We start from the raw sequence: 21,185 nt of genomic DNA, 5'->3' as shown, positions 1-21,185 counted from the left end.
TAATGCTATTTATGATGATTGTCAAAGCCTCGAAGAATTCGGAAGCCGGAAATCTTCCGAGCCCAGAGCTCAGAGAAGCCATGACGAGGTACAATGAGGAATTAGTGAAGGCAGGCGTGCGAATTATGGCGAAAGGGCTTCATCCAAGTTCGAATGGGATTCGCCTTTCCTATCCAAAAGAAGGGGGAACGCCTGTAGTCACGGATGGGCCATTTTCGGATGATTTGGTTGCAGGGTTCATTCTTATTGATGTGAAGTCGAGGGAAGAAGCGATCGAGTGGGCCATGCGGATGCCGGATCCACAAGGATTTGGCGATGGGCAAATTGAGCTGCGGCAAGTATTTGAGTAATGAGCATTTGAGAATGTAGCTCAGCATTAGAACTTCTTCAGAGTCGTGAAAAGGTTTTGGAGGGAGTTAGTTTTTTTCAGGTGCCTGTGGAGCGTCCTATTCAGATGATACATTGCAAATGCATAATAGAAATGAAAGAAGCCAACCATATATCAGTATTTGGTTGGCTTCTTTGTGCATTTTTATAACTTTTCTTTAATTGTCATAAATGTGTATTGCGCAGTTGTTTGTAAATTTATTGTTAGTTATTTGTATTTTTTTTGTAAGTTTTGATGATTTGTTTTTTTAATTTGTTATGATGATATAGGTTTTTCAGTATAACTTTTCAACTTGATTTTTAACATAAACTGGGAGATTGAATTTATGAAAAAAATAACAATTCTACAAACTAGCGATATTCACGGAAGTATTTATCCGCTGAACTATGGAACGAACGAAGCAGCAGACGTCGGACTTGGGAAACTTGCGACAATAATAAAGCAAGAACGAGCTTTGGATGAACAACTACTTTTAGTTGACAATGGAGATCTCATCCAAGGTACGCCTTTAACATATTATTATGTTCAATTTTTAAAAGATGAAAAGAACCCGATGATCAGTGTATTGAATCACTTATCGTACGATGCAGCAATCATTGGAAATCATGAATTTAATTATGGTATGGACGTAGTAGATCGTGCGGTACAGGAATCAGATTTCCCTTGGCTGTCTGCCAATATCATTTCTGAGTCTACAGGTGAGCCTTACTTTGGAAAACCTTATTTGATAAAAACGATAAATTCCGTAAAGATAGCGATCTTAGGAGTTACTACTCATTACATTCCTAACTGGGAAAGCGAACAGAATATAGCAGGGCTTAAATTCAAAGACAGTCTTCAAGAAACGAAAAAATGGGTTGCTCATATTCGAGAAAAGGAAAGTCCTAACGTAGTGATCGTTTCTTACCACGGAGGTTTTGAACGTGATCTCGAAACTGGAGAACCAACTGAACCACAAACAGGAGAAAATCAAGGATTTGCGATCTGTCATGAAGTCGAGGGAATCGATGTTTTGCTGACAGGGCATCAACATCGCGCGTTGACAGGAAATGTGAATGGTGTAGCAATCGTGCAACCATCGAATAACGGGCAAATGTTGGGGAAAGTGACCCTGACCTTAAATGAGAATAATGAAATAATAAATAAAGCTTCCGAATTATTACAAATGGAAGAAGTGGAAGCAAATCAGGAAATTTTGAAACTAACATCAAATGTAGAAGCACAAACACAAAAATGGCTCGACCAGCCAATCGGGAAGATAGAAGGCGATATGGTCATTACGGATGCTTTTTCAGTAAGAACATGTGAGCATCCTGCTATTGAATTTATTAACAAAGTGCAAATGGAAGCTGCTGGAGTAGACATTTCTTCTACATCGTTATTTAACAATCTATCTCCAGGTTTTAGACCAAATGTCACAATGCGAGACATTATATCGAATTATATGTTTCCAAATACGCTAAAAGTGCTTTCTGTTAGTGGACAAGATATTAAAGATGCACTTAAACAAAGTGCATCGTATTTTATGTTGAATGAATCAGGGGAACTTAAAGTAAACCCCGCGTTTATCCACCCGAAACCTCAACACTATAATTACGACATGTGGGAAGGGATTGAATACGTTTTGGATATTCGCAACCCGATTGGAGAACGAGTAACCACTTTACAGTATCATGGGAAGCCCATTGATTTGGACGGTAAGTATCAAGTCGTGATGAATAATTACCGTGCTGGTGGCGGGGGGAATTACGCGATGTTCAAAGATAAGCCAATTGTCAAAGAGATACCTTTGGATATGACTGAAATTATTACGAGCTACATTCTCAATCGACAAACAGTTAAAGCAACCGTCAATCACAATTGGAAAGTTGTCTGGTAAGAAGAGCTAAGAAGAGTTGAGCCTATCAACTCTCCTTTCTTCTTTACAAAACCTTTATCGGAAATTTACAGTAACTCAACTTTCTCCAACAATTTCACTGCTATACTGAACTGCTGCACAATAATTAGTAAGGGAGCATTACGATGACCATTACATTACAGAATATTTCTATGAAATTTTCAAATACAACTGCAGTAAATCAACTGAATGTCACGATTCCGAAAGGGGAACTCGTCTCAATATTAGGACCTAGTGGCTGTGGGAAGAGTACGACGCTATATATGCTCGCAGGACTTTATGAACCAACCGACGGAGCGATTTTATTTAACGGCAAGGACGTCACAAAGCTAACTCCGGAGAAACGGGGCATTGGGATGGTATTTCAAAACTATGCTCTCTATCCCCATATGACAGTCTTACAAAATATTATGTTCCCTCTAAAGATGCATAAAGTGAAAAAAACAGAAGCTAAAGCAAAGGCAATCGAAATGGCTAAACTTGTTGAAATCGATCATTTACTAGATCGAAAACCAAGTATGTTATCGGGTGGGCAACAGCAACGTGTAGCGATCGCACGTGCCTTAGTGAGGGAACCGGAAATTTTATTATTAGATGAACCACTGTCGAATTTAGATGCCCGCTTGCGTTTAACGATGCGGGAGGAGATTAGAAGAATTCAACAAGCTCTTAAAATTACAACTGTTTTTGTTACACATGACCAAGAAGAAGCACTTGGTATATCAGACCATGTTCTCCTGATGAACCAAGGTGAGCTCATGCAATTTGATGTTCCTCAGAATTTGTATGATGAGCCGAATCATCAATTTGTGGCAAGCTTCATTGGATCCCCGCCAATAAATTATTTTGAAGGGGAAATTGTAAGTGGTGTACTAAAAACTCCGTTTGGTTATGACATTTCTTTTGAAGCACCAGATCAACCGGTACAAATTGCTGTTCGTCCTGAAAATCTATACCTTTCAAAATCGGGACTTCATAGAGAAGTGCAGCATGTAGAGCGAATCGGCAAAGACACGCTTGCTGTTATCGGCACCGATGAGGATAAAATACGACTCTTCCTTCAAAAAGAAGAGCATGTAGAAGTTGGACAAGTAATACATGTTCAAGCCAATCAAGCAGACATTCGGATTTTCCAAAAATCGGGAGAAAGAATCTACGTAAAGGGGTAATGGGACGATGAAACTCAAAGATACAACTAAAGCGGCTCTTTACCTATTTCCAGCATTGCTCATAATCGGGGTATTCACCATTTATCCGATGATTAAGTCATTCTTTATGAGTTTTTATGCAGAGTACGACTATTTCAATGATGTTGTTCATCGATACGGTTTTGATAACTTCGTCTATTTGTGGAATGATGCCGTTTTCCATAAAGCATTGCAAAATACATTTATCTTTGTACTCGGTGTTGTACCTGTTTCCATTCTTTTATCCTTATGGATTGCCTTAATGCTAAATTCGATCACGTTTCTCAATAAATTTTTCAGAACGATTTATTTTATTCCTTTCGTTACAAGTGTCGTAGCCGTGTCGATCGTATGGCGATGGATCTTTCATTCAAACTACGGAATTATGAACTATTTTCTTAGTTGGTTTGGAGTCGAACCAATTCAATGGCTAACAAGTACGGAATGGGCGATGCCTTCCCTAATTATTCTATCGATTTGGAAAGGGCTCGGTTATAACATCATTATTTTTCTCGCAGGTTTACAAACAATTGGCGACACCTATTACAATGCGGCAAGAATTGATGGGGCCAATATTTGGAATCGGTTTTTACATGTCACACTGCCTCAATTGGCACCTACGACTTTTTTCGTCTCCATTATTTCGATTATCGGTTCATTTAAAGTGTTTGACGAAATTTATGCGTTGTTTGACGGAAAAGCGGGACCATCGAATAGTGCATTAACCGTTGTGTATTATGTGTTCGATAAATTTTACGGAGAATGGAATTTTGGAGTCGCTTCGGCGGCGGCGTATGTTCTATTCGCCATCATCTTCGTTTTTACATTACTGCAGTTTTATATCAGTAAGAAAAAAATCACTTATTAAGGGAGAAAGAACATGAAAACGAGTCCTCTTTCGAAGACATTTATATACGGTCTGTTAGGGATCGGCAGCATTTTAATGCTATTACCTTTCGTTTGGATGATTTCTACATCACTTAAAAGTGGGAACGAAGTCATGATGATGCCGCCTGTATGGATTCCGGAAACGTTTCGTTTCGATAACTATGTAGAAGCATTTAAGAAATCACCTTTTGCAACATACTTTTTAAATTCGGTCATTGTCATGGTCTTTAGTACGCTTGGTGAGGTTATTACAACCATTTTAGCCGCCTATGCATTTAGCAAATTGAACTTTTGGGGGAAGGATGTTCTCTTTGCTCTATTAGTTGGAACGATGATGGTTCCCGGTGAAGTGTTACTTGTACCAAATTTTGTTTTACTCTCGAATTTAGGTTGGATTGATCGGTACGAGGCGCTGATCATCCCGTGGACTGCGAGCATATTTTCCATCTTTTTATTGCGACAGTTTTTCATGAAAATCCCGAAAGAGTTAAACTATGCAGCCCGTGTGGATGGATGCACAAATTTCAGGTTTTTATGGTCCATAATGCTTCCGATTGCGAAACCAGCGATCGTTACGATTATTTTATTGAAAGCGATTGGGTCATGGAACGCATTTTTATGGCCTTTAATTGTAACAAATTCAAAGGAAATGAGAACGTTACCTGTCGGGTTAACAAGCTTTTCAACGGAAGCCGGAACTGTGTATGAACTACTAATGGCAGCATCTACAATGATTATTTTGCCAATGATTATTTTATTTATTTTCCTACAAAAATATATTATCAAAGGCATTGCAGGAGCTGGTATTAAAGGATGATAAGCGGACATTTGAGGAGGTGTTGCGTAGGGATTTTGAAGTATTGAACAGTCTTCACTCTACTTTGATAAAACATAAAAAAAGGAGAATTACACATGAAAAAGTTATCGTTATTCGTATTTTTAATGATGGTGAGTGTGTTACTAGTTGCCTGTGGCAACGATAAAGAAGAGGGCAATGCTTCAAATGCAGCAACAGGAGATTCAAAAACAACAGAAACAGCAAAAAAAGAAACAACTAAACCAGTAGAAGTTGAATTTTGGCATGCGATGAATGGTGACCATGAGAAATGGTTGGAAGATGCAGCGGTAAAATTCAGTGAAGAAAATGAAAATATTACTGTGAAATTAGTGAACCAAGGTAGCTACAATGATTTGTCTCAAAAGTTACTTGCAGCAGCAAAAGCAAAAACATCTCCGACAATTGCACAAGCTTATGCAGAGTGGATGACAGAGTATAATGCAAATAATTTAGTAGTAGACTTGGCACCAATGATTAATGCTGAAAATGGTTTCCCAGCGGATGCAAGCTATGAAGACATTAGCGAAGTGTTCCGAAACGATAATACATTTGGCGATAAAGTGTTAGGTTTACCATTTAACAAATCGACACGTGTTCTTTTCTACAACAAAGATTATTTTGAAGCGAACGGATTGACTGCTCCAACGACATGGGATGAGTTAGCAGCAGCCGCAACAACCTTAACAAAAGAAATCGATGGCAAAAAAGTTGTAGGTATGGGTTTTGAAAACGGATTGGCGCATGAAATTAGCATGTGGTTTGAACAAGCAGGTGGAGACTTTGTTGATGAAAAAGAAGGAAAAGTTTTATTTAACACTGACGCAGGTCTACGTGCATTAACATTTATCAATACAATGCTGAAAGACGGTTCAGCACGTATGGCTGGTGAGGATGGGTACTTATCAGGCCCATTCACGAGAGGTGACGTTGCTATGTATATTGGTTCAAGCGCAGGTCTAGCATACGTTGCAAAAGATGCTGGAGACATGAACTGGTCCACAACTCCACTTCCGAAAGATGTCGAAGCGGCAGCTCCTTTCCAAGGAACGAACATTACGATGTTTGCGAATAGCACAGAAGCAGAACAAGCAGCTGCATTTGAATTCATGAAATACTTGATTACTCCTGAAAATACGGTAGATTGGGCGAAAGCAACAGGATACCTACCAGTACGTGAATCTGCTCAACAAGGGAAAGACTGGCTGTCATTCATTGAAGAATACGAAGCTTACCAAGCAGGGAATGCCCAATACGCGGATGGATTCATCGATGTTCGCTTACCTGGATCGTACGCGATGAAAAATGCAATTTCTGTAGAGTTAGATAAGATGCTATTTGAAGGTGCAACGCCAGCCGAAACGTTAGAAGCAATGAGCAAGAAAGCGCAAGAAGCGTTAGATCAAGCAAAATGATGGAACAAAACGATTTTAAAAATGGGCAAACGACCATTCAATTTTATGCTGGCTTAAAAACAATTGGCGGAACTATTTTTGAAATAACGTATAAGAACGAAAGATTGATAGCAGATTTTGGAATTGTTTTTCAAAATAACTTGCTGAAGGGCGTTCAATTGCGCCCTCAGCACGTGATTTCCGATTTGAAACAGCTTGGTGTTCTCCCTTCGATTCCAAATCTATTTAGATCGGATGAATTAACAGGAGATACAACAATTGCCATCTCTCATTTACATTTAGATCATATCGGTTTGTTGCAGTATGTCCATCCAGATATACCGATCATTATGAGTGAAGAGAGCAAAGCATTGTATGGACACTTGCATGCAATTGGGGAAGAATCTGTAGATGTCGATAGGCAAGTGAAGAGCGTTCCGTTCCATCAGCCGATACAAGTGTCTGCGCATATACAAGTAGAGTTTTTCCCAGTCAATCATGATGCGCCAGGGACGTCCGCGATTCGGATTACAACACCGGATACAACGATAGTCTACACGGGAGATGTGCGTTTACATGGGGACGATGTTGAGACTGCAAACTTACCAAATGTAGCAGGATCTCCGGACATCTTAATTATTGAAACGACGAATGTACAAGCAGATTTTCTCGATAAAAATCCAGTCATTCAAAGTGAAGCAGATGAGTTAATCCCTGCGTTACTGAAGATTGATTCGACCTCGATTGTTTTCAATATTTATCACCGAAACGTGAGACGTTTGGAGATATTAATAGAAGCGGCAAGACAAAAAGGGAAAATCATTGTCTTCGAGCCTGAAACAGCTTATTTGGTGCAGGCATACAATATGGAAGCATCACATGTACGCTATTTGCTGGATGATTCAAATGTCAGCAATCAAATCCATGCGATTGAACCGATAACGGTTGAAGAATTAAATAGTGATTTTTCACAAGTATGGCTCCAATCTTCTTATCATCAGATGATGACGTTACTGGACCTGCCTGTAAAAGGAGCTACATACGTTCATTCGAATGGTGTGCCATTAGGAAGCTTTGATCCTATGTATGAGGGATTGTTGGAGTGGGTTGACAAACTCGGCATGGGGTTCGTTGTTCTTGGGGTATCCGGCCATGCATCAGCCGCGCAAATAAAATGGCTCGCAGATGCAATGCAAGCAAAAGTAACAATTCCGCTACACGGTTTTACACCCGAATTGTTGCAAGGGCCAAATCAGACATTTTTGCCTCAAACAGGGGTCATTTATCCAATTTCGACACTTTTGAAAGAAATAGGACCTTCCTCAAAGTGAATTGTAACGGCCGGATGTTCGAGCATCCGGTCTTTTATTATAGGATAAGTTTAGCGTAAAACATTCTATGAAGAAACGCTATCTTCAAATAACAAATTCAGCTATACTCATAGTAAGAGGGTTCGAAACCATCCCCTCTATAATAAAAACTAGGGAGGAATTACATAATGGAAAAAGCGGTAGTCGTATTTAGTGGCGGGCAAGATTCAACGACGTGTCTTCTGTGGGCATTGGAGACATTTGATCACGTTGAAGCCGTCACTTTTTTGTATGGGCAAAGAAATGCGTCGGAATTGGACTCGGCGAAGAAGATTGCAGAGGATTTGGGGGTTCCCCATAAGATACTGGATCTGGATTTGCTGAACCAGCTGACGGACAATGCCATGACACGCAGTGATATGGAGATTGACGAGACGGGTGAAGTTCCGAATACGTTTGTCGAGGGAAGGAATCATATCTTCCTATCCTTCGCAGCGATCTACGCAAAGCGAGTTAGAGCAAGGCATGTCATTACAGGTGTGAGTGAAACTGATTTTAGTGGCTATCCTGATTGCCGCAATGATTTCATCAAATCATTGAATGTCACGCTGAATCTTGCGATGGACGCACGCTTCGAGATCCATACGCCGTTAATGTGGAAAACGAAAGCGGATGTCTGGGAGATGGCGGACAGAATGGGCAAGTTGGCGTACATCAGAGAGAATACGACAACCTGTTATAACGGTATCATTGCTGATGGATGCGGCGAGTGTCCTTCTTGTAAACTACGAAAGCAAGGCCATGATGCGTACCTGACAGGGGGTCGCGCACATGTTTAGGATTCTCATCTACTTATTCTCCATCGTAATTGCCAACGTCGTTACAGCTAAATTTGCGCCGATGGAATTAGGATTATTCATCATCCCTTATGGAACGTTGTTCATTGGATTGACGTTAGTCATGCGGGATATGGTCCAAAATCGATTTGGTCGTAAGAAAACGTATCTATTGATTGTCGCAGCACTTGCAATATCTGCGATCACAAGCCATTTGTTAGGTGACGCACTATGGGTCGTATTTGCATCGACGCTCAGCTTTATCATATCCGAGACGGTCGATACGGAAATTTACACACGCTTCAAGCTGCCTTTCGTTAAGCGAGTCATGTATTCCGGAATTATCGCAGGATTTCTTGATTCGGCCATATTCGTGATTGTAGGAATCGGCCCGTTAGGTTTGAAGTATGTACCTTGGGAGCTTGTTCCCTATGCGATTGCGGGACAGTGGGTTGCGAAAACGCTTATGCAGCTGATCGTAGCTGGTGGAATCAGGCATTTTGTTATCAAATTAGGCATTTATGAACCGAATATATCAGATGAACTATCACATAAAACGCCGCAACAAGTGCGGGCAACACGATAAGGAAGGGGCAATTCAGAATGAAACAAAGTGACACGAAAGACCTTACACTGTTGGGAAATCAAAACACGGAATACAACTATGACTACAATCCGGGTATACTTGAGACATTTGAAAACCAACATCAGGATAATAATTATTTTGTGAAATTCAATATTCCAGAATTCACGAGTCTCTGCCCGATGACTGGCCAACCGGACTTCGCGGCCATCTATATTTCGTATATTCCGGATGTCCGTATGGTGGAAAGCAAGTCGTTGAAACTATACATGTTCAGTTTCCGGAATCACGGAGCTTACCATGAAGACTGTGTAAACATTATTATGAATGACCTGATTGAACTGATGGATCCACGCTATATTGAAGTGTGGGCCAAATTCACACCACGTGGCGGAATCTCCATCGATCCGTATTGCAATTACGGAAAGTTAGGTACGATGTTTGAAGAAATGGCGATGAACCGACTCATGCAGCATGATATGTATCCGGAGAACGTTGATAATCGATAAGTAGAATGAAAGAGCGTTAGAGCCGTTAACATAACCCCTTCAGCCGTAAAATGGTTGAAGGGGTTTTGCTAATTGTTTGATATACACTACATCTGTGCGCCGAATATGCCTAAATACTGTTCCTGCAATAGAAACCCATTATTTTTCCATCCCAATGTATTCATAATATAACCTAAGCCATCCGCATGATATCTGCCGGAAATCTTTTGATAAGCTAAAAGCTCATAGACCCCGTTCGAATCAAAATCCACCGGATATAAGCCGCTTAATGGGTCCACAAAACCAGTTATCGGGCTTTTTAGCTTGCCGTTCCGATCATAGATTTCATTTAAATAACTTGCATCCCTGGTTGAAATATCAATAATATATCTCTCGTTATTGGGTCTGCTGACAACTTCAACCTTATAATTATCCTGATAAGTGACGTCATATTGGAAGTGATTATTATAAACATCAGAATCAAAAAGGAATTTTGCTTGATTCCCGACAAAGGAAACAATGTAATAATTAATAATCCCACCACTGCCACCTGTAGTAATACCAATCAATATCTCATCCACACCGTTACCTGTGAAATCGCCCAAGAACAAGGTCGGATTATAACCTACATTATTATGAAGCGGAATGCTCGTCACAGCCCCAGTTCGGCCGTCCCTAATGTGAAGAGTTATATTTTGAATGAATGGACTATCCGCCGTTTTTGTGCCAGTCAAATAGATTTGATCAACTATCTTATCACCTGTTACATCCCCATTGGCTGATGCTACAATAAAAGGTTGCCCTATAGCAGAACGAAATTGAGAGTTATTCATTACATGCCCCTTTTCATAAAGACTATTGTTATAATCTATCCTATGGGGGATTGGGCTGATTGATACTGGTTGGAAAGGGGATTACCAATTAGGTATGGGAATTTCAGGTTCTAATTGAACCCTGAATTGTTTCATAATCCAGCACCTATCAACCTTGCATATTCTTCTGCAACTAACGCAGCACCCCTGCTGTTTAAGTGGATGCCGTCCAACGTGTAATGAAGCCCTCTTTTGTTTGAAAGTCGATCGATTCGTATAGGATCCTTATAAAATAGGGCGTCTATCATGACCCTCATAACTTTTGTGTTCAGGTAGTCCGAACTCGTAACTTTCTTAAGATGTTCCCTAAACACTGATTGCAGATCTAAAAATTCAACTTGTGGATAGTTGCTTGAAATAAGTTGTATGGCCTCGGTCAAGACCTCAAGATCATTAGTCGGTTTGCTGTTCAGATTCTCTCCTGCCAATGCCGGGGAAACAGTTACTACCTGTTTTGAGGAATGGAGAACGACTTCCACTACTTTTTGAAAGACATCTTTAAACTCTTCAAGATCCCTTGAAACCGGTTGGGCTTGAACTTTCAACAGCTTGGAATATACATCATTCACTCCAATCCAAAGAAAAATCAGATCATAATCGGAATCAATCGGAGTTTTGATTAACCGGTCATGCAAGCTCCTTACAGTTTCACCTGGTTTTCCAAGATTATCGAAGGTTAAATGCGGGTATTGCTTCTGAAGAATTTTTGAAAAAGACACCCCCGGACGCCCTTCTGTTAAACTATCGCCAACCAATCCCACTTTCATATTCAGTTCCCCCATTTTTAAAAAATCTTGTGTATCAAGTTCGTTCTATTACTACATTATTCTCTAACAATTAAAGAAATCCTTTATAAATGGGGGAACGAAAGAGTATCATAAAGGAATGGTTGAAGTCGCAGGTATGGCACTGAATGAGGAATGACTTGTCCCCCTTTTGGGTCAAAAGCCTTTGCAACGAAATATGTAACAAAAGGAGAAATAGCCATGGAAGCAATAAAAGATGAAATCCAAAAGCTTTATCAGAACTTAATTGATGCATGGAATAACCGTGATGCCCAAAGTATGGCCAATCAATTTTCAAATCAGGGCGTGCAAATTGGATTTGATGGAAGTATAGTGGTTGGGAAAGATGAGATTTTATCTCATCTCATACCTATATTTGAAAACCATCCAACCGCACCTTTTATAACAAAAGTTAAATCAATACGATCCTTAGGAACTGATACAGTAATCTTACATGCAATTGCAGGTATGATTCCACCAGGAAAAAGCGATATTGAACCCAAAGTAAATGCTCATCAAACTCTTGTTGCAGTGAAAAAGGATGATGCTTGGCAAATTGAACTATTTCAAAATACGCCGGCTCAGTTTCATGGAAGACCGGAATTGGTTGAGAAAATGACCGATGAGTTAAGGAGTTTACTCTAAAGAGCGGACTACTAAGTCAAAAGCCCACTGTTTGTTAGGTAAACAGTGGGCTTTTAGAGAATACGATCTCCTTAATATCCAAAACCAAACACAATTTCCCGAACCTCCACTTTAGACATTCCCTTGGCAGCCAATTCTTCCACAACCTCGCGACGAACACTAACACTTTTATTCTGTTCCTCTTTTTTCTTATAGGCTTCCTCCCAAACAGTCTCGCGTTTTCTGCAAACACAATAAATGAGTTTTCTCATCAGCCTCACCACCTATACGTTGAGCAGCCTTCACAGACAAACTGCTTCAACTCCTCAATTTCCGTAAATTCTTCCAAAGGTTCAGGGTATCGACATGATGGACAAATAGCCATTCGTTCAAGACTTATATGCTCTTCCATTTCTTCACCGGGCCCGCCATACGCTGTGACAGCCTCCTCATAAAGTGCTTCAATAAAGGGATTGGGGTAAAGCAATTCATCCGGGAACGAGATAATGTTGCGATATTCTGTTTCGGAATTCAAATTGTCGTTGTAAGAAATATGCGGCTTCCGCTCCTCAATTGTTAGCCAGTCGTTCAGAGCTTGAATGATTCTGTCGCACTGGTCTGCGGGCAAGTTATGCCATGTTAAATGAAGACCTTGGAACACCTCATATCGTGATAGATCCCCGAAATAAGAGAACACCCTATCATACAATTCATAAATGCGGTCATGAAGATAATGGATTTGCCGGATGTAAAAATGCCCGGGGTTTTCGGCGAAATAAACAAATGCTGAATCCCTCAAAAACGCAATTTCTTCAAGCGCTTCATCACGTTCAGACAATGAAGAAAAATGACCGTACCGATGAACATAATCCCTATACGACTCCAAAATGCCGACATAGGAGATGGCATGCAACTCATCAAGAGCGCCTTCAGGCAAGCAAACTTCAGAACAAAAAAAGCCGTCGTCAGCACGCAACGGCTCTTCCGAAAAGGTTGTGGAACAAGTGGAACAGATTTGCATAATGAAACCTCCCATTCTTTTCATTATGCAATATACATAGGGCAATAATAATTTGTTATGAGAAGGGTGGAAGTAATGAATTTCCCGATGAGTGTGGAATCATTTTTGTAAACTGATCTCTAAAATTTCCGGTAAACAGTTTTCGTATTGAGTATTGTTTTTTTAACAATTATCTTTAACGATCATATTGCTTGCTTTTTAATTAAATACGTGTTATTCTTAAGAAGAATTATTTTTGCTATTTCAGATGAGAATATATTTTATCTGAATATATTTTGTTTTTCGTCTAAGGTTTTGAGCAAGGATAGTATTATTTTGTGTGGATATACACATTAGGAGGCAAACAATTATGGAACAAGGTACAGTTAAGTGGTTTAATGCAGAAAAAGGTTTCGGATTCATCGAGCGCGAAGGTGGAGAAGACGTATTCGTACATTTCTCAGCTATCCAAAGCGATGGCTTCAAATCTTTAGACGAAGGTCAAAGTGTAACGTTCGATGTTGAACAAGGACAACGCGGCCTACAAGCAACAAACGTTCAAAAAGCTTAATAATAGCCCGAAAAAGACCCTATTCGTAGGGTCTTTTTTTTGCCTCTACAGCAAATTATTCATTTGTTAGTCCATCCAATTTCTTCACCCATTCGCGATCATTCCAAATATCTGGAGTGATCTTTTTCAATTCGTCATAATTATTTCATCACTGCCTCTTTATAAAGTTAACGTAGCTAAAGCGAAAAGGTTGTTGTTTGTTTTCGTAATTCTTTGTTATTAATTTGAAACCAATTCGGTGATGTTACGTATTACGATTTGGGGGGTGGATGGATTGTTGAATCAAAATGAAACGCGCCACATTTTCATGGCAATTTCGTTAGGGATTTTAGTGATTTCTCCTGTTTTTCTTTTGCTGGTACCATCATTTATTGCCAATTCGCTTTACCAAGAGCCAAATACATGGGTCGTTGTTGTTCCTGCCAAGGTGTATCTGTTGTACGGACTTGGAGTGCTTTTTCTTTTTATGGCTACTTTATTACTTTGGGTGCTGTCAGTAAGTAAAAAGTCGAAATGGCTTGCTGCTATTTGTATTCTGATTTCAATTTTGTTTATGGCAGACGGAGCCGGGCGTTATGTAGGTGTGGCGACGGATGGCATTTCATTTAAACGGGGGATGGCGGAGGCTAATCAGCACTATACGTGGAGTGAAATTGAGTGGGTCGGATATCGTCAGGTCCCGCATGATGGTGGGTTCCCAAAGTTCGATTTCTATTTTAAGGATGAAGAGATGATAACGCTACCCGAAAATCGGCATATGCGCATATTCCACAATACTCTTTTCAAGAAGCTTCAACAGGAAGAAATTGAATTCGTACGTTATGAAGGCTGAACAACTTCCGGTGCCGGGTTCCTATTGAATTTTGAAATTGTTTTAGAACCCGGCACCTTGGCTTCAACTTCCCATAGAAGCGTTGCAACTTCCCGTAGGAGTGCTTCCACTTCCCATAGAAGAGCCTCGACTTCCCATAAACGTGCTTCGACTTCCCATAGAAGTGCCACGACTTCCCGTAGAAGCGTTTCAACTTCCCATAAACGTGCCTCAACTTCCCATAGAAATACATAAACTTCAAATGCTGGTCACATTGATCTCCAATTTCTTTTAGCTCGACGCCATAAATTTATTCTGCATTCTTCGTATTTCAACAATTCGTTTCCAAATTGCCATATTCTCGATTAGTGCGAATTCATCGATGCCTGGTGTAGAGTTCACTTCGAATATAAAAGGTTTCCCCTCTTGATTAATCCCGAAGTCAACACCATATTCTCTACGGGGTAAGACGGAATGGACTGCTTCAGATGCCGCGATTGCAATTTCCTTTAACTTTTTAATTGTTTCCTCCTGTTTGTTTTTTAACACAGTTTGTGATAATACTTCGGAAATAGTCACTACTTTGGCGTCCCTGTAGGGATTCGCTATCCCACTTTCAGTCCCACGGCCTTTTTTAGTATTCGCGCATGTTGCGAACATCCCGCCAACGACCCAGTCGCCCTTAAGTTTTTGAACGTGAACACGAATCGCAAAAGGTTGTCCATTAAGAGTGAAGCTTTTTATATCCTCCTGAATAATATAGAGGCCGCTTTCTCTACCCAATTTTATAAAAGGATGAAGCAGTTGCTTTATTTCGTTCACTCTTGCGAAGGTTTTTTTGACGCGTTTTCCTTGAATCGTATACCCATTCACGAAGTAATGCCCGCCAATGCTTTTACGAATATTTACGATTGCCCTTCCTTGACCGGAAGTATCGTGTTTCACGTATACAGATTGATAACGATTCAATAATTCGTTCAAATTATTTTCGCTGTATAAAGTGGTTTCAGGAATATGTTTTGAGACTAATGATTGTTGTTTTAATAATAAATTTTGCTCCCATTTCCCCAATGATTTCTTCATCTATTTCCTTTCCTTTCCGTTTGTGACTGTTTGTCCTTAATCTTCTTTGCTGTGGCTATTGCAACTTCTTTATAGTGTTAGTTTATTCATGCGGAATAAATGCTTCTGGATTTTTTGGAAAGGAAGTACAAATCATCTTAACTTAGGCATAGTGGACAAACTACGACGAATATAATTCAATTGGTCGGTATTGAGTCAAAATAGAATGCTGAAGGAGAGGGATTATGGCGTATACGGATAATTATGAAAGGGATACCTATGGGATCATCGCTTTCTGGTTACGGAATGATTATGATCACGGCCGGTTTTTTGACAGAGAAATAAGCCATTATGAAACGGAATTGGCGCGTGCAAATCTAAATAATATTCAGCGCTTGGGTAAGGTATGGGAAAAGGCGGAAAAAAAACAAGGAGATATTGGTACTTTGCTTATCGAGGCCCAACATGCTACAAGCGAATTTCACAGTCTTCTTGCATACACGATGGATAAATCTCTACACTGTGATGTTATTATTGCGACACCAGTGTCGCTTATTGACCACATGGTACGAGAATCTGAGGAGTCCTCGAGGGTTTATAAATTAATTGAAAGCGGTACTAAGATTTCGCCCTCAGATGCAATTATACACGAATGCGTTTTTTGGTTAAGGCAAATGGCAGATCATCTAGGCTATATTCTTCATTATTCGGACGTATCGAATTACGACGTGAATTTCCAAGTGATGCAGATGATGCAAAAGTTTGAGCGTCTGTATTTGCAGGCAGTCGCACTTCAAACAATGATACGTACCCCAAGGAAAGAAACTTTGCCGATTTTAACACAATTTAAGAATGTGATTATTAAAGAGGCCAAGAGTTTGGAAGCATTTAAATTAGAAATTGACGAACTCATCAAAACATGTGCTATCGCCACGACATCCCCGCCGGATTTGTTGGAACATATAGCGAGGGAAGCCCACCATCTATGGAGAAACTTAGAGGAAGATAGAATAACATGATAACCTACCGTGCATCGTGACTTTCAATCTTTTAAATAAGAACCGATTTGAAATAATCCTCAAATAGGTTCTTATTTTGATAGTTTGTATTTTGGAGTCTACTACCATGTTTTCAACAATTAAAGTGGTGCCCATGCATAGGATACATATAACACGGATTATACCAGCAACAAGGTGTCATTATAGGCTGCTGACCACCTCCCACGCCATGCACGTGACCATGATGATAGTTGGGATTTCCTGTGTCTTGACTGTGGTTGTGATTCCACGGGAAAGTTGGTATGGCATAGACTGGACCAAAACCGTTTTTTAATTGATTTTGATCGAATAGGGCGGGATGGGTATCTTGCTGTTGCGATTGATAACCTCCTACACCTTGACCATGGCTATAATGCGCTGGATAAGTTGGTATAGCATAGACCGGGCCAAAACCGCCTTTTAGTTGATTTTGTCCGAATAGGGCGGGGTGAGTATCTTGCTGTTCCGATTGATAACTACCCATGCTTTGGTCACTGCTCTCTAGTTCGGGAATGCTAAGATCCGGACCCACAGGACTCACTAGATAAGAAGGTGTGAAAATTTGCCCCCCTAGCTCTCCTTGATTTGACATAATGCATAATTCTCCTTTCATGGATATTAACTATTGTATTCATGCAACATCAATTTGGGGAATGTTAAGCTTTGTGCATGGAACAAAGTTTTCCTACTACCCCCCCATTTTTTAAATAGTATGTTAACATGAAGGGAAATTGGGAAGGGGGAGAAAGATGGCTATTTTAGCTGTTCATGATTTATCGAAAGGTTATAAAAATCACCAAGTGCTTGAAAAAATTAGTCTAACGATTGATGCACCTGGAATATGGGCGTTGGTTGGTCCGAATGGGGTAGGGAAAACGACGTTTCTAAATGTTATCACAAATATTCTTCCAGCTACTTCTGGGACTGTTGAATTGGTGGGGAAGACGAATAAGGATTCATCCGTATTCAAGGAGGTTGCATTTCTTCAGGACAATACGGTTTTATTTGATTATTTATCGGGGTATGATCATCTGAAATATATATGCGATGTGCAGAAAATCCATAAAAAGAGAATCAAAGAAGTGACAGAGTATGTCGGAATGGAAAGCTATTTGAAGAAGACGGTTGGCAACTATTCTCTTGGAATGAAACAGCATTTACTATTGGCGATGGCACTCATTAATGAGCCGAAACTGCTACTATTGGATGAACCGTTAAATGGTTTGGATCCGACAAGTGCCATTTTAATGAGAGGAATTTTATTGGAACTTGCTGAGAAAGGAGCTACCATCCTTTTATCATCGCATAATCTATCCGAAATTGACCGCGTGACTAAACAGATCTTATTCCTGAAAGACGGGAAACTGACAGAAGTCGATATGAATAACTACGAAAATACGTACTATGAGTTTGTGCTTTCAAATCATGAACTTGCTCATCGCATGTTGACAGAGCATGGGTATGATGTTGAATTTGCTTCAGAGAGAATTCGAATTCAGTTGGGTAATGAACAATTGGACATGGTCATAGAACTCATTAAGGGTAAAGGGATTCGAATTTTGGATATCCAAAAAGAAATAACGGGATCGGAAAAACTGTATAAAGAGATCTTTTCAGAGGCCAGCTCATGAAAAAGATCTTTTTTGAGTGGAAAAAGATCACCCGTTTAAAAGTGTTTCCAATCTTTATGCAGCTCACATTCGTCTTTGTGTTCGGTCTGTTTTTCTATAACCATATGTCGCAGGATCAAATTAAAGTGAAAAAGACTGAGTATTTCACGGAACTTCGTAAAGATGTCAGCCGACAGCTTCTTCAAGCGGAAGAAGAACATAAAAAGAGACCATCCATGGGTCTAAGCGGACTATTGCATTTTGGGGCGGAACTTTCAGAAGGGTTACAAAGATTAATAGGTACAATTAATAGCGGTGACTGGCGGGCGGAGTTACAGACTGAAATCGAAGTCTATGAAACCGCCATTCAGTACACTATATACGATGGTGCGTACTTCGGAGTAAGTTTAATTGATATGGAACGAATCATTAAATTAAATGAGGAATTACTGAAAAGAAATTTACCTAAGGAAGATTTTGATTTATCCACCCAGACATCAATCTTTATGAAAAAAGTTGTTTCATTAGTCATGAATCCTGTTGGTTTTGTCATGTTGCTTTTCGTATTGGGACTTATTGTGACTAAAGAGTTTGATGACAATACAATACGTCAAGTATTAACCTTGCCGATGACGAGACTGGAGTATATGTTCATCAAGTTCATTACAATCGTTTCAGGGGGCGCTCTTTGGCTAGCTCTGATTTTTGGGAGTTCGTATTTATTGGGTGAACTGTTAGGCCGAGCGGAAGGTAATATTTTTCAATATCCTATTTATACAAGTCAAGATACATTTATTAGTTCAGGGAAGTATTTAGTCGAGGCTGCCCTGTATAGCTTCAGCTTTATGACGTTTTCTGTTGGTTTGCTTCTATTGTTGGCGTATACATTCCGCAATACAATCGTCACGTTTTCGGCTTTGTTATTCATCATGGCTGGTGGTTGGCTTCTTACTAGTTATGGGATTCAAAATATGTCTAATCCATTCACGTATCAAATGGTCGACCAAGCCATTTTGCAAACACCACAATATTTCCCTGCCGGAATACCGGTCTTAGGAGTGGCACTGTTGGCATTGTTAGTGGCTACAATTATGGTCAACCGAAAGCGGGGGATGTGAAGTGAAGTACTTTCTTTTTGAATGTAAAAAGATGCTCAAGAAGAAATCGATTTGGGTAGCGGTGATTCTATCTGTCGTGGCGATAGCGGCGTTTTATTTCTTTAATTATTCCGTAGCAGAACGAGTTCATAAGACTCGAATGCTTGATTTGGAAACAAGTCAAATCGATATTCCTGAAAAACTTGCAAAGGATCGGATAGATCTTGAAGAGGCAAAGGAGGCCGGGGAAAGCGCAAAGGCTCTTGATTTAGAGCATGGCATTAGTATCTATGAAAAAATGCTTGAAGAAAAAAAGTTTCAATGGGACAACATTATGGATGGTAATTGGGCGGCAATCTCGGAAAAGCAGTATGAACAGTTGAATTACTTTGCCGTAACCTCTAAGAGCCAGAACTTTCCTGTGCACTCGATTATGGATCAACACGTTTCGATGTTTACGGTAAGGGCATCTGCGGAAGAGAGAAGGCTGGTGGCGGAAATAGGGGTTGAACCTATGGTGCAATGGGACAGTTTTGCCCCTTATCATCCAACCATGTACGATAACCATGACGGCAAGGTATTGGAAATGTGGGAAATGGGTACAAAACGGTACGGGAAGCAGGGATTCTATTTTTTATATCAAGTTATCCCCGCCTTCATTATTCCGTTCATTATTCTGATAGGCTGCTTTGTCTTTGGGAATAACGTTTCCTCCGAAGCGACGAAGAAAAGAAGGAGTTTGAACTTGTATGCGGTACTTCCTGTAAAAAAACGACAGCTCTTTTTTGCTAAATATTTCAGTGGTCTGTTGTTCACGGTTATTTTTGTTGTATTTATTCTGTGTGTGCCTCTGATTTCAAGTTTGTTCACGTCTGGTGTTGGCAGCTTGCAATATCCGGTATTAATTTACGATGGGCCAGCTGAAAGCCCATTTGGGTTTGAATCAACAATATTAAATGAATGGACGGATATGTTTCATTTTATTACTCTAAGGGAATATTTCGGTACGGTGCTTCTTTTGACGATTGTTTTGGTTGTATTCATGTTTTCAATCTATTACCTTCTGTCGCTCTTCATTAAAAGCCCGACTGTCAACGCGGCGATTTTACTTATCGTCACATTCTTCGGGATGACAGTTCTGTCAAAAGCGCCTTATAATCCATTCACCTATGTCGATATTCATAGAGTCGTGAATCGGGAGTTTGCCGTAGTTAATTTTAACGAAGCGATTACAGTAGGTAATGGGTTAATGGTTTTAGGGATGATTGGAGTAATAGCAATTGGTCTATGTTATTTGCGATTTAGGAGATTTGTAGTTGAATAATTATGTTGTGGCGTCTACCTTATTGAGGAGACGCCATTCCGTTATGAAAAGAGGGGGATAAATGATTACTGATGTGGATAAAGGGTTCCTAAATATGGCTTTAGATGAAGCTAAGTTAGCTTTACAAGATAATACCTATCCTGTCGGAGCTGTTCTCGTTGACGAGGAATTCAATGTCATTGCAACGGGAAGAAATCGGGTTCATCCTAATAAGGACGTGTCGGCACATGCGGAAATAGAAGCAATTCGTAATGCGGGTGAAGTTGTATTTGACGCGAAAATACATAATAAAAAATTCACCCTTTACAGTTCTTTGGAGCCATGCCCAATGTGTACGGGCGGTATTTTATTTGCAAAGATTCAACGGGTTGTCTGGCTGTTGAATGACGATAAGGGATTTGGGGGATTTTTAAAGATGAAGGATGCTGCAATTTTCGAGGAGAAATTCAATCGGATTGAAGTGATTGCTGAGCCGGACGAGGAATTGAAGATGAAGCAAATTGAACTTATGGATCAATGGGAGAAAAACGCTAATCATGTGGGGAACTTGCGTAAAGTCGTATTAGCTGATATCTAAAGGAAGTGA

The 21,185-nt window shown here is 40.0% G+C and carries 25 protein-coding genes; 18 read left to right on the top strand and 7 right to left on the bottom strand.

Features of this window, described 5'->3' with window-relative positions; translation table 11 throughout:
* The first annotated feature begins 2 nt into the window (after positions 1-2).
* The 10 genes from ACFPZG_RS05920 to queF all read left to right on the top strand — a co-directional run bounded on the left by ACFPZG_RS05920 (position 3) and on the right by queF (position 9,827).
* A complete protein-coding gene (locus tag ACFPZG_RS05920) occupies positions 3-350 on the top strand; it encodes a YciI family protein (RefSeq protein ID WP_283733893.1) in 348 nt (115 codons plus the stop codon).
* Positions 351-713: 363 nt separating this feature from the next.
* The gene (locus ACFPZG_RS05915) at positions 714-2,267 is read left to right on the top strand and encodes a bifunctional metallophosphatase/5'-nucleotidase (protein ID WP_283733894.1); all 1,554 of its coding nucleotides are present in this window, start codon (positions 714-716) and stop codon (positions 2,265-2,267) included.
* 143 nt (positions 2,268-2,410) lie between these two features.
* Positions 2,411-3,454 (top strand): ABC transporter ATP-binding protein, encoded by a 1,044-nt coding sequence (locus ACFPZG_RS05910; protein ID WP_283733895.1) that lies wholly within the window; start codon positions 2,411-2,413, stop codon positions 3,452-3,454.
* Positions 3,455-3,461: 7 nt separating this feature from the next.
* Positions 3,462-4,340: a carbohydrate ABC transporter permease gene (locus ACFPZG_RS05905; RefSeq protein ID WP_283733896.1), complete on the top strand. Its 879-nt coding sequence runs from the start codon at positions 3,462-3,464 to the stop codon at positions 4,338-4,340.
* 12 nt (positions 4,341-4,352) lie between these two features.
* Positions 4,353-5,177: a carbohydrate ABC transporter permease gene (locus tag ACFPZG_RS05900; protein ID WP_317940892.1), complete on the top strand. Its 825-nt coding sequence runs from the start codon at positions 4,353-4,355 to the stop codon at positions 5,175-5,177.
* Between the two features lie 95 nt (positions 5,178-5,272).
* Positions 5,273-6,610, top strand: coding sequence for an ABC transporter substrate-binding protein (locus ACFPZG_RS05895; RefSeq protein ID WP_283733899.1), 1,338 nt, complete (start codon positions 5,273-5,275; stop codon positions 6,608-6,610).
* Positions 6,610-7,920 (top strand): MBL fold metallo-hydrolase, encoded by a 1,311-nt coding sequence (locus ACFPZG_RS05890; protein WP_381426438.1) that lies wholly within the window; start codon positions 6,610-6,612, stop codon positions 7,918-7,920. Before ACFPZG_RS05895 ends, ACFPZG_RS05890 begins: the two co-directional genes overlap by 1 nt.
* Positions 7,921-8,087: 167 nt before the next feature.
* Entirely contained in the window at positions 8,088-8,738 is a 651-nt protein-coding gene (gene queC, locus ACFPZG_RS05885; protein WP_283733901.1) for a 7-cyano-7-deazaguanine synthase QueC, read from the top strand.
* Entirely contained in the window at positions 8,731-9,321 is a 591-nt protein-coding gene (locus ACFPZG_RS05880) for a VUT family protein (protein ID WP_283733902.1), read from the top strand. The genes queC and ACFPZG_RS05880 overlap by 8 nt, the downstream gene beginning before the upstream one ends.
* Positions 9,322-9,338: 17 nt before the next feature.
* A complete protein-coding gene (gene queF / locus ACFPZG_RS05875) occupies positions 9,339-9,827 on the top strand; it encodes a preQ(1) synthase (protein WP_283733903.1) in 489 nt (162 codons plus the stop codon).
* Between the two features lie 86 nt (positions 9,828-9,913).
* Here the strand turns inward: queF and ACFPZG_RS05870 are convergent, their stop codons facing one another.
* Both ACFPZG_RS05870 and ACFPZG_RS05865 read right to left on the bottom strand, forming a co-directional pair.
* Positions 9,914-10,639 (bottom strand): VCBS repeat-containing protein, encoded by a 726-nt coding sequence (locus ACFPZG_RS05870; protein ID WP_317940891.1) that lies wholly within the window; start codon positions 10,637-10,639, stop codon positions 9,914-9,916.
* Between the two features lie 131 nt (positions 10,640-10,770).
* Positions 10,771-11,445: a GDSL-type esterase/lipase family protein gene (locus ACFPZG_RS05865; protein ID WP_283733904.1), complete on the bottom strand. Its 675-nt coding sequence runs from the start codon at positions 11,443-11,445 to the stop codon at positions 10,771-10,773.
* Between the two features lie 219 nt (positions 11,446-11,664).
* Here ACFPZG_RS05865 and ACFPZG_RS05860 point away from each other — a divergent pair, with 219 nt between their 5' ends.
* A complete protein-coding gene (locus ACFPZG_RS05860) occupies positions 11,665-12,108 on the top strand; it encodes an SgcJ/EcaC family oxidoreductase (protein ID WP_283733905.1) in 444 nt (147 codons plus the stop codon).
* Between the two features lie 71 nt (positions 12,109-12,179).
* On the opposite strand, the gene ACFPZG_RS05855 is transcribed toward ACFPZG_RS05860, so the two are convergent.
* Together ACFPZG_RS05855 and ACFPZG_RS05850 are read right to left on the bottom strand one after the other, a co-directional pair.
* Complete coding sequence (locus ACFPZG_RS05855) at positions 12,180-12,359, bottom strand: hypothetical protein (protein WP_283733906.1); 180 nt, start codon at positions 12,357-12,359, stop codon at positions 12,180-12,182.
* Positions 12,360-12,364: 5 nt separating this feature from the next.
* On the bottom strand, positions 12,365-13,132 hold the full coding sequence (locus ACFPZG_RS05850) for a hypothetical protein (protein ID WP_381426437.1): 768 nt from the start codon (positions 13,130-13,132) through the stop codon (positions 12,365-12,367).
* 325 nt (positions 13,133-13,457) lie between these two features.
* Here ACFPZG_RS05850 and ACFPZG_RS05845 point away from each other — a divergent pair, with 325 nt between their 5' ends.
* Together ACFPZG_RS05845 and ACFPZG_RS05840 are read left to right on the top strand one after the other, a co-directional pair.
* Positions 13,458-13,658: a cold-shock protein gene (locus ACFPZG_RS05845; protein ID WP_283733908.1), complete on the top strand. Its 201-nt coding sequence runs from the start codon at positions 13,458-13,460 to the stop codon at positions 13,656-13,658.
* A gap of 274 nt (positions 13,659-13,932) precedes the next feature.
* Positions 13,933-14,490, top strand: a complete 558-nt coding sequence (locus ACFPZG_RS05840) for a hypothetical protein (RefSeq protein ID WP_317940890.1) — start codon at positions 13,933-13,935, stop codon at positions 14,488-14,490.
* On the opposite strand, the gene ACFPZG_RS05835 is transcribed toward ACFPZG_RS05840, so the two are convergent.
* Together ACFPZG_RS05835 and ACFPZG_RS05830 are read right to left on the bottom strand one after the other, a co-directional pair.
* Complete coding sequence (locus ACFPZG_RS05835) at positions 14,478-14,660, bottom strand: hypothetical protein (protein ID WP_283733910.1); 183 nt, start codon at positions 14,658-14,660, stop codon at positions 14,478-14,480. The genes ACFPZG_RS05840 and ACFPZG_RS05835 overlap by 13 nt on opposite strands.
* Before the next feature lie 100 nt (positions 14,661-14,760).
* The gene (locus tag ACFPZG_RS05830; protein WP_283733911.1) at positions 14,761-15,552 is read right to left on the bottom strand and encodes a YheC/YheD family protein; all 792 of its coding nucleotides are present in this window, start codon (positions 15,550-15,552) and stop codon (positions 14,761-14,763) included.
* 224 nt (positions 15,553-15,776) lie between these two features.
* On the opposite strand from ACFPZG_RS05830, the gene ACFPZG_RS05825 reads away from it, so the two are divergent.
* Complete coding sequence (locus tag ACFPZG_RS05825; protein ID WP_317940889.1) at positions 15,777-16,550, top strand: DUF2935 domain-containing protein; 774 nt, start codon at positions 15,777-15,779, stop codon at positions 16,548-16,550.
* A gap of 112 nt (positions 16,551-16,662) precedes the next feature.
* On the opposite strand, the gene ACFPZG_RS05820 is transcribed toward ACFPZG_RS05825, so the two are convergent.
* Positions 16,663-17,160, bottom strand: coding sequence for a hypothetical protein (locus tag ACFPZG_RS05820; RefSeq protein WP_317940888.1), 498 nt, complete (start codon positions 17,158-17,160; stop codon positions 16,663-16,665).
* Positions 17,161-17,317: 157 nt separating this feature from the next.
* Between ACFPZG_RS05820 and ACFPZG_RS05815 the strand changes: the two genes are divergently transcribed.
* From ACFPZG_RS05815 to ACFPZG_RS05800, 4 genes are all read left to right on the top strand, one after another.
* Positions 17,318-18,199: an ABC transporter ATP-binding protein gene (locus ACFPZG_RS05815; protein WP_317940887.1), complete on the top strand. Its 882-nt coding sequence runs from the start codon at positions 17,318-17,320 to the stop codon at positions 18,197-18,199.
* A complete protein-coding gene (locus tag ACFPZG_RS05810; RefSeq protein ID WP_317940886.1) occupies positions 18,196-19,296 on the top strand; it encodes an ABC transporter permease subunit in 1,101 nt (366 codons plus the stop codon). Before ACFPZG_RS05815 ends, ACFPZG_RS05810 begins: the two co-directional genes overlap by 4 nt.
* A 1-nt stretch (position 19,297) precedes the next feature.
* The gene (locus ACFPZG_RS05805) at positions 19,298-20,599 is read left to right on the top strand and encodes an ABC transporter permease subunit (RefSeq protein WP_317940885.1); all 1,302 of its coding nucleotides are present in this window, start codon (positions 19,298-19,300) and stop codon (positions 20,597-20,599) included.
* A 61-nt stretch (positions 20,600-20,660) separates the two neighbouring features.
* Positions 20,661-21,176, top strand: a complete 516-nt coding sequence (locus ACFPZG_RS05800; RefSeq protein ID WP_283733920.1) for a nucleoside deaminase — start codon at positions 20,661-20,663, stop codon at positions 21,174-21,176.
* Positions 21,177-21,185 lie beyond the last annotated feature (9 nt).

It is taken from the genome of Sporosarcina thermotolerans (assembly GCF_042658975.1).
In the GTDB taxonomy this organism is placed as follows: Bacteria; Bacillota; Bacilli; order Bacillales_A; family Planococcaceae; genus Sporosarcina; species Sporosarcina thermotolerans.
The sequence above is the reverse complement of the archived record's forward strand: the minus strand, read 5'-3'. Positions and strand labels throughout refer to the sequence as shown.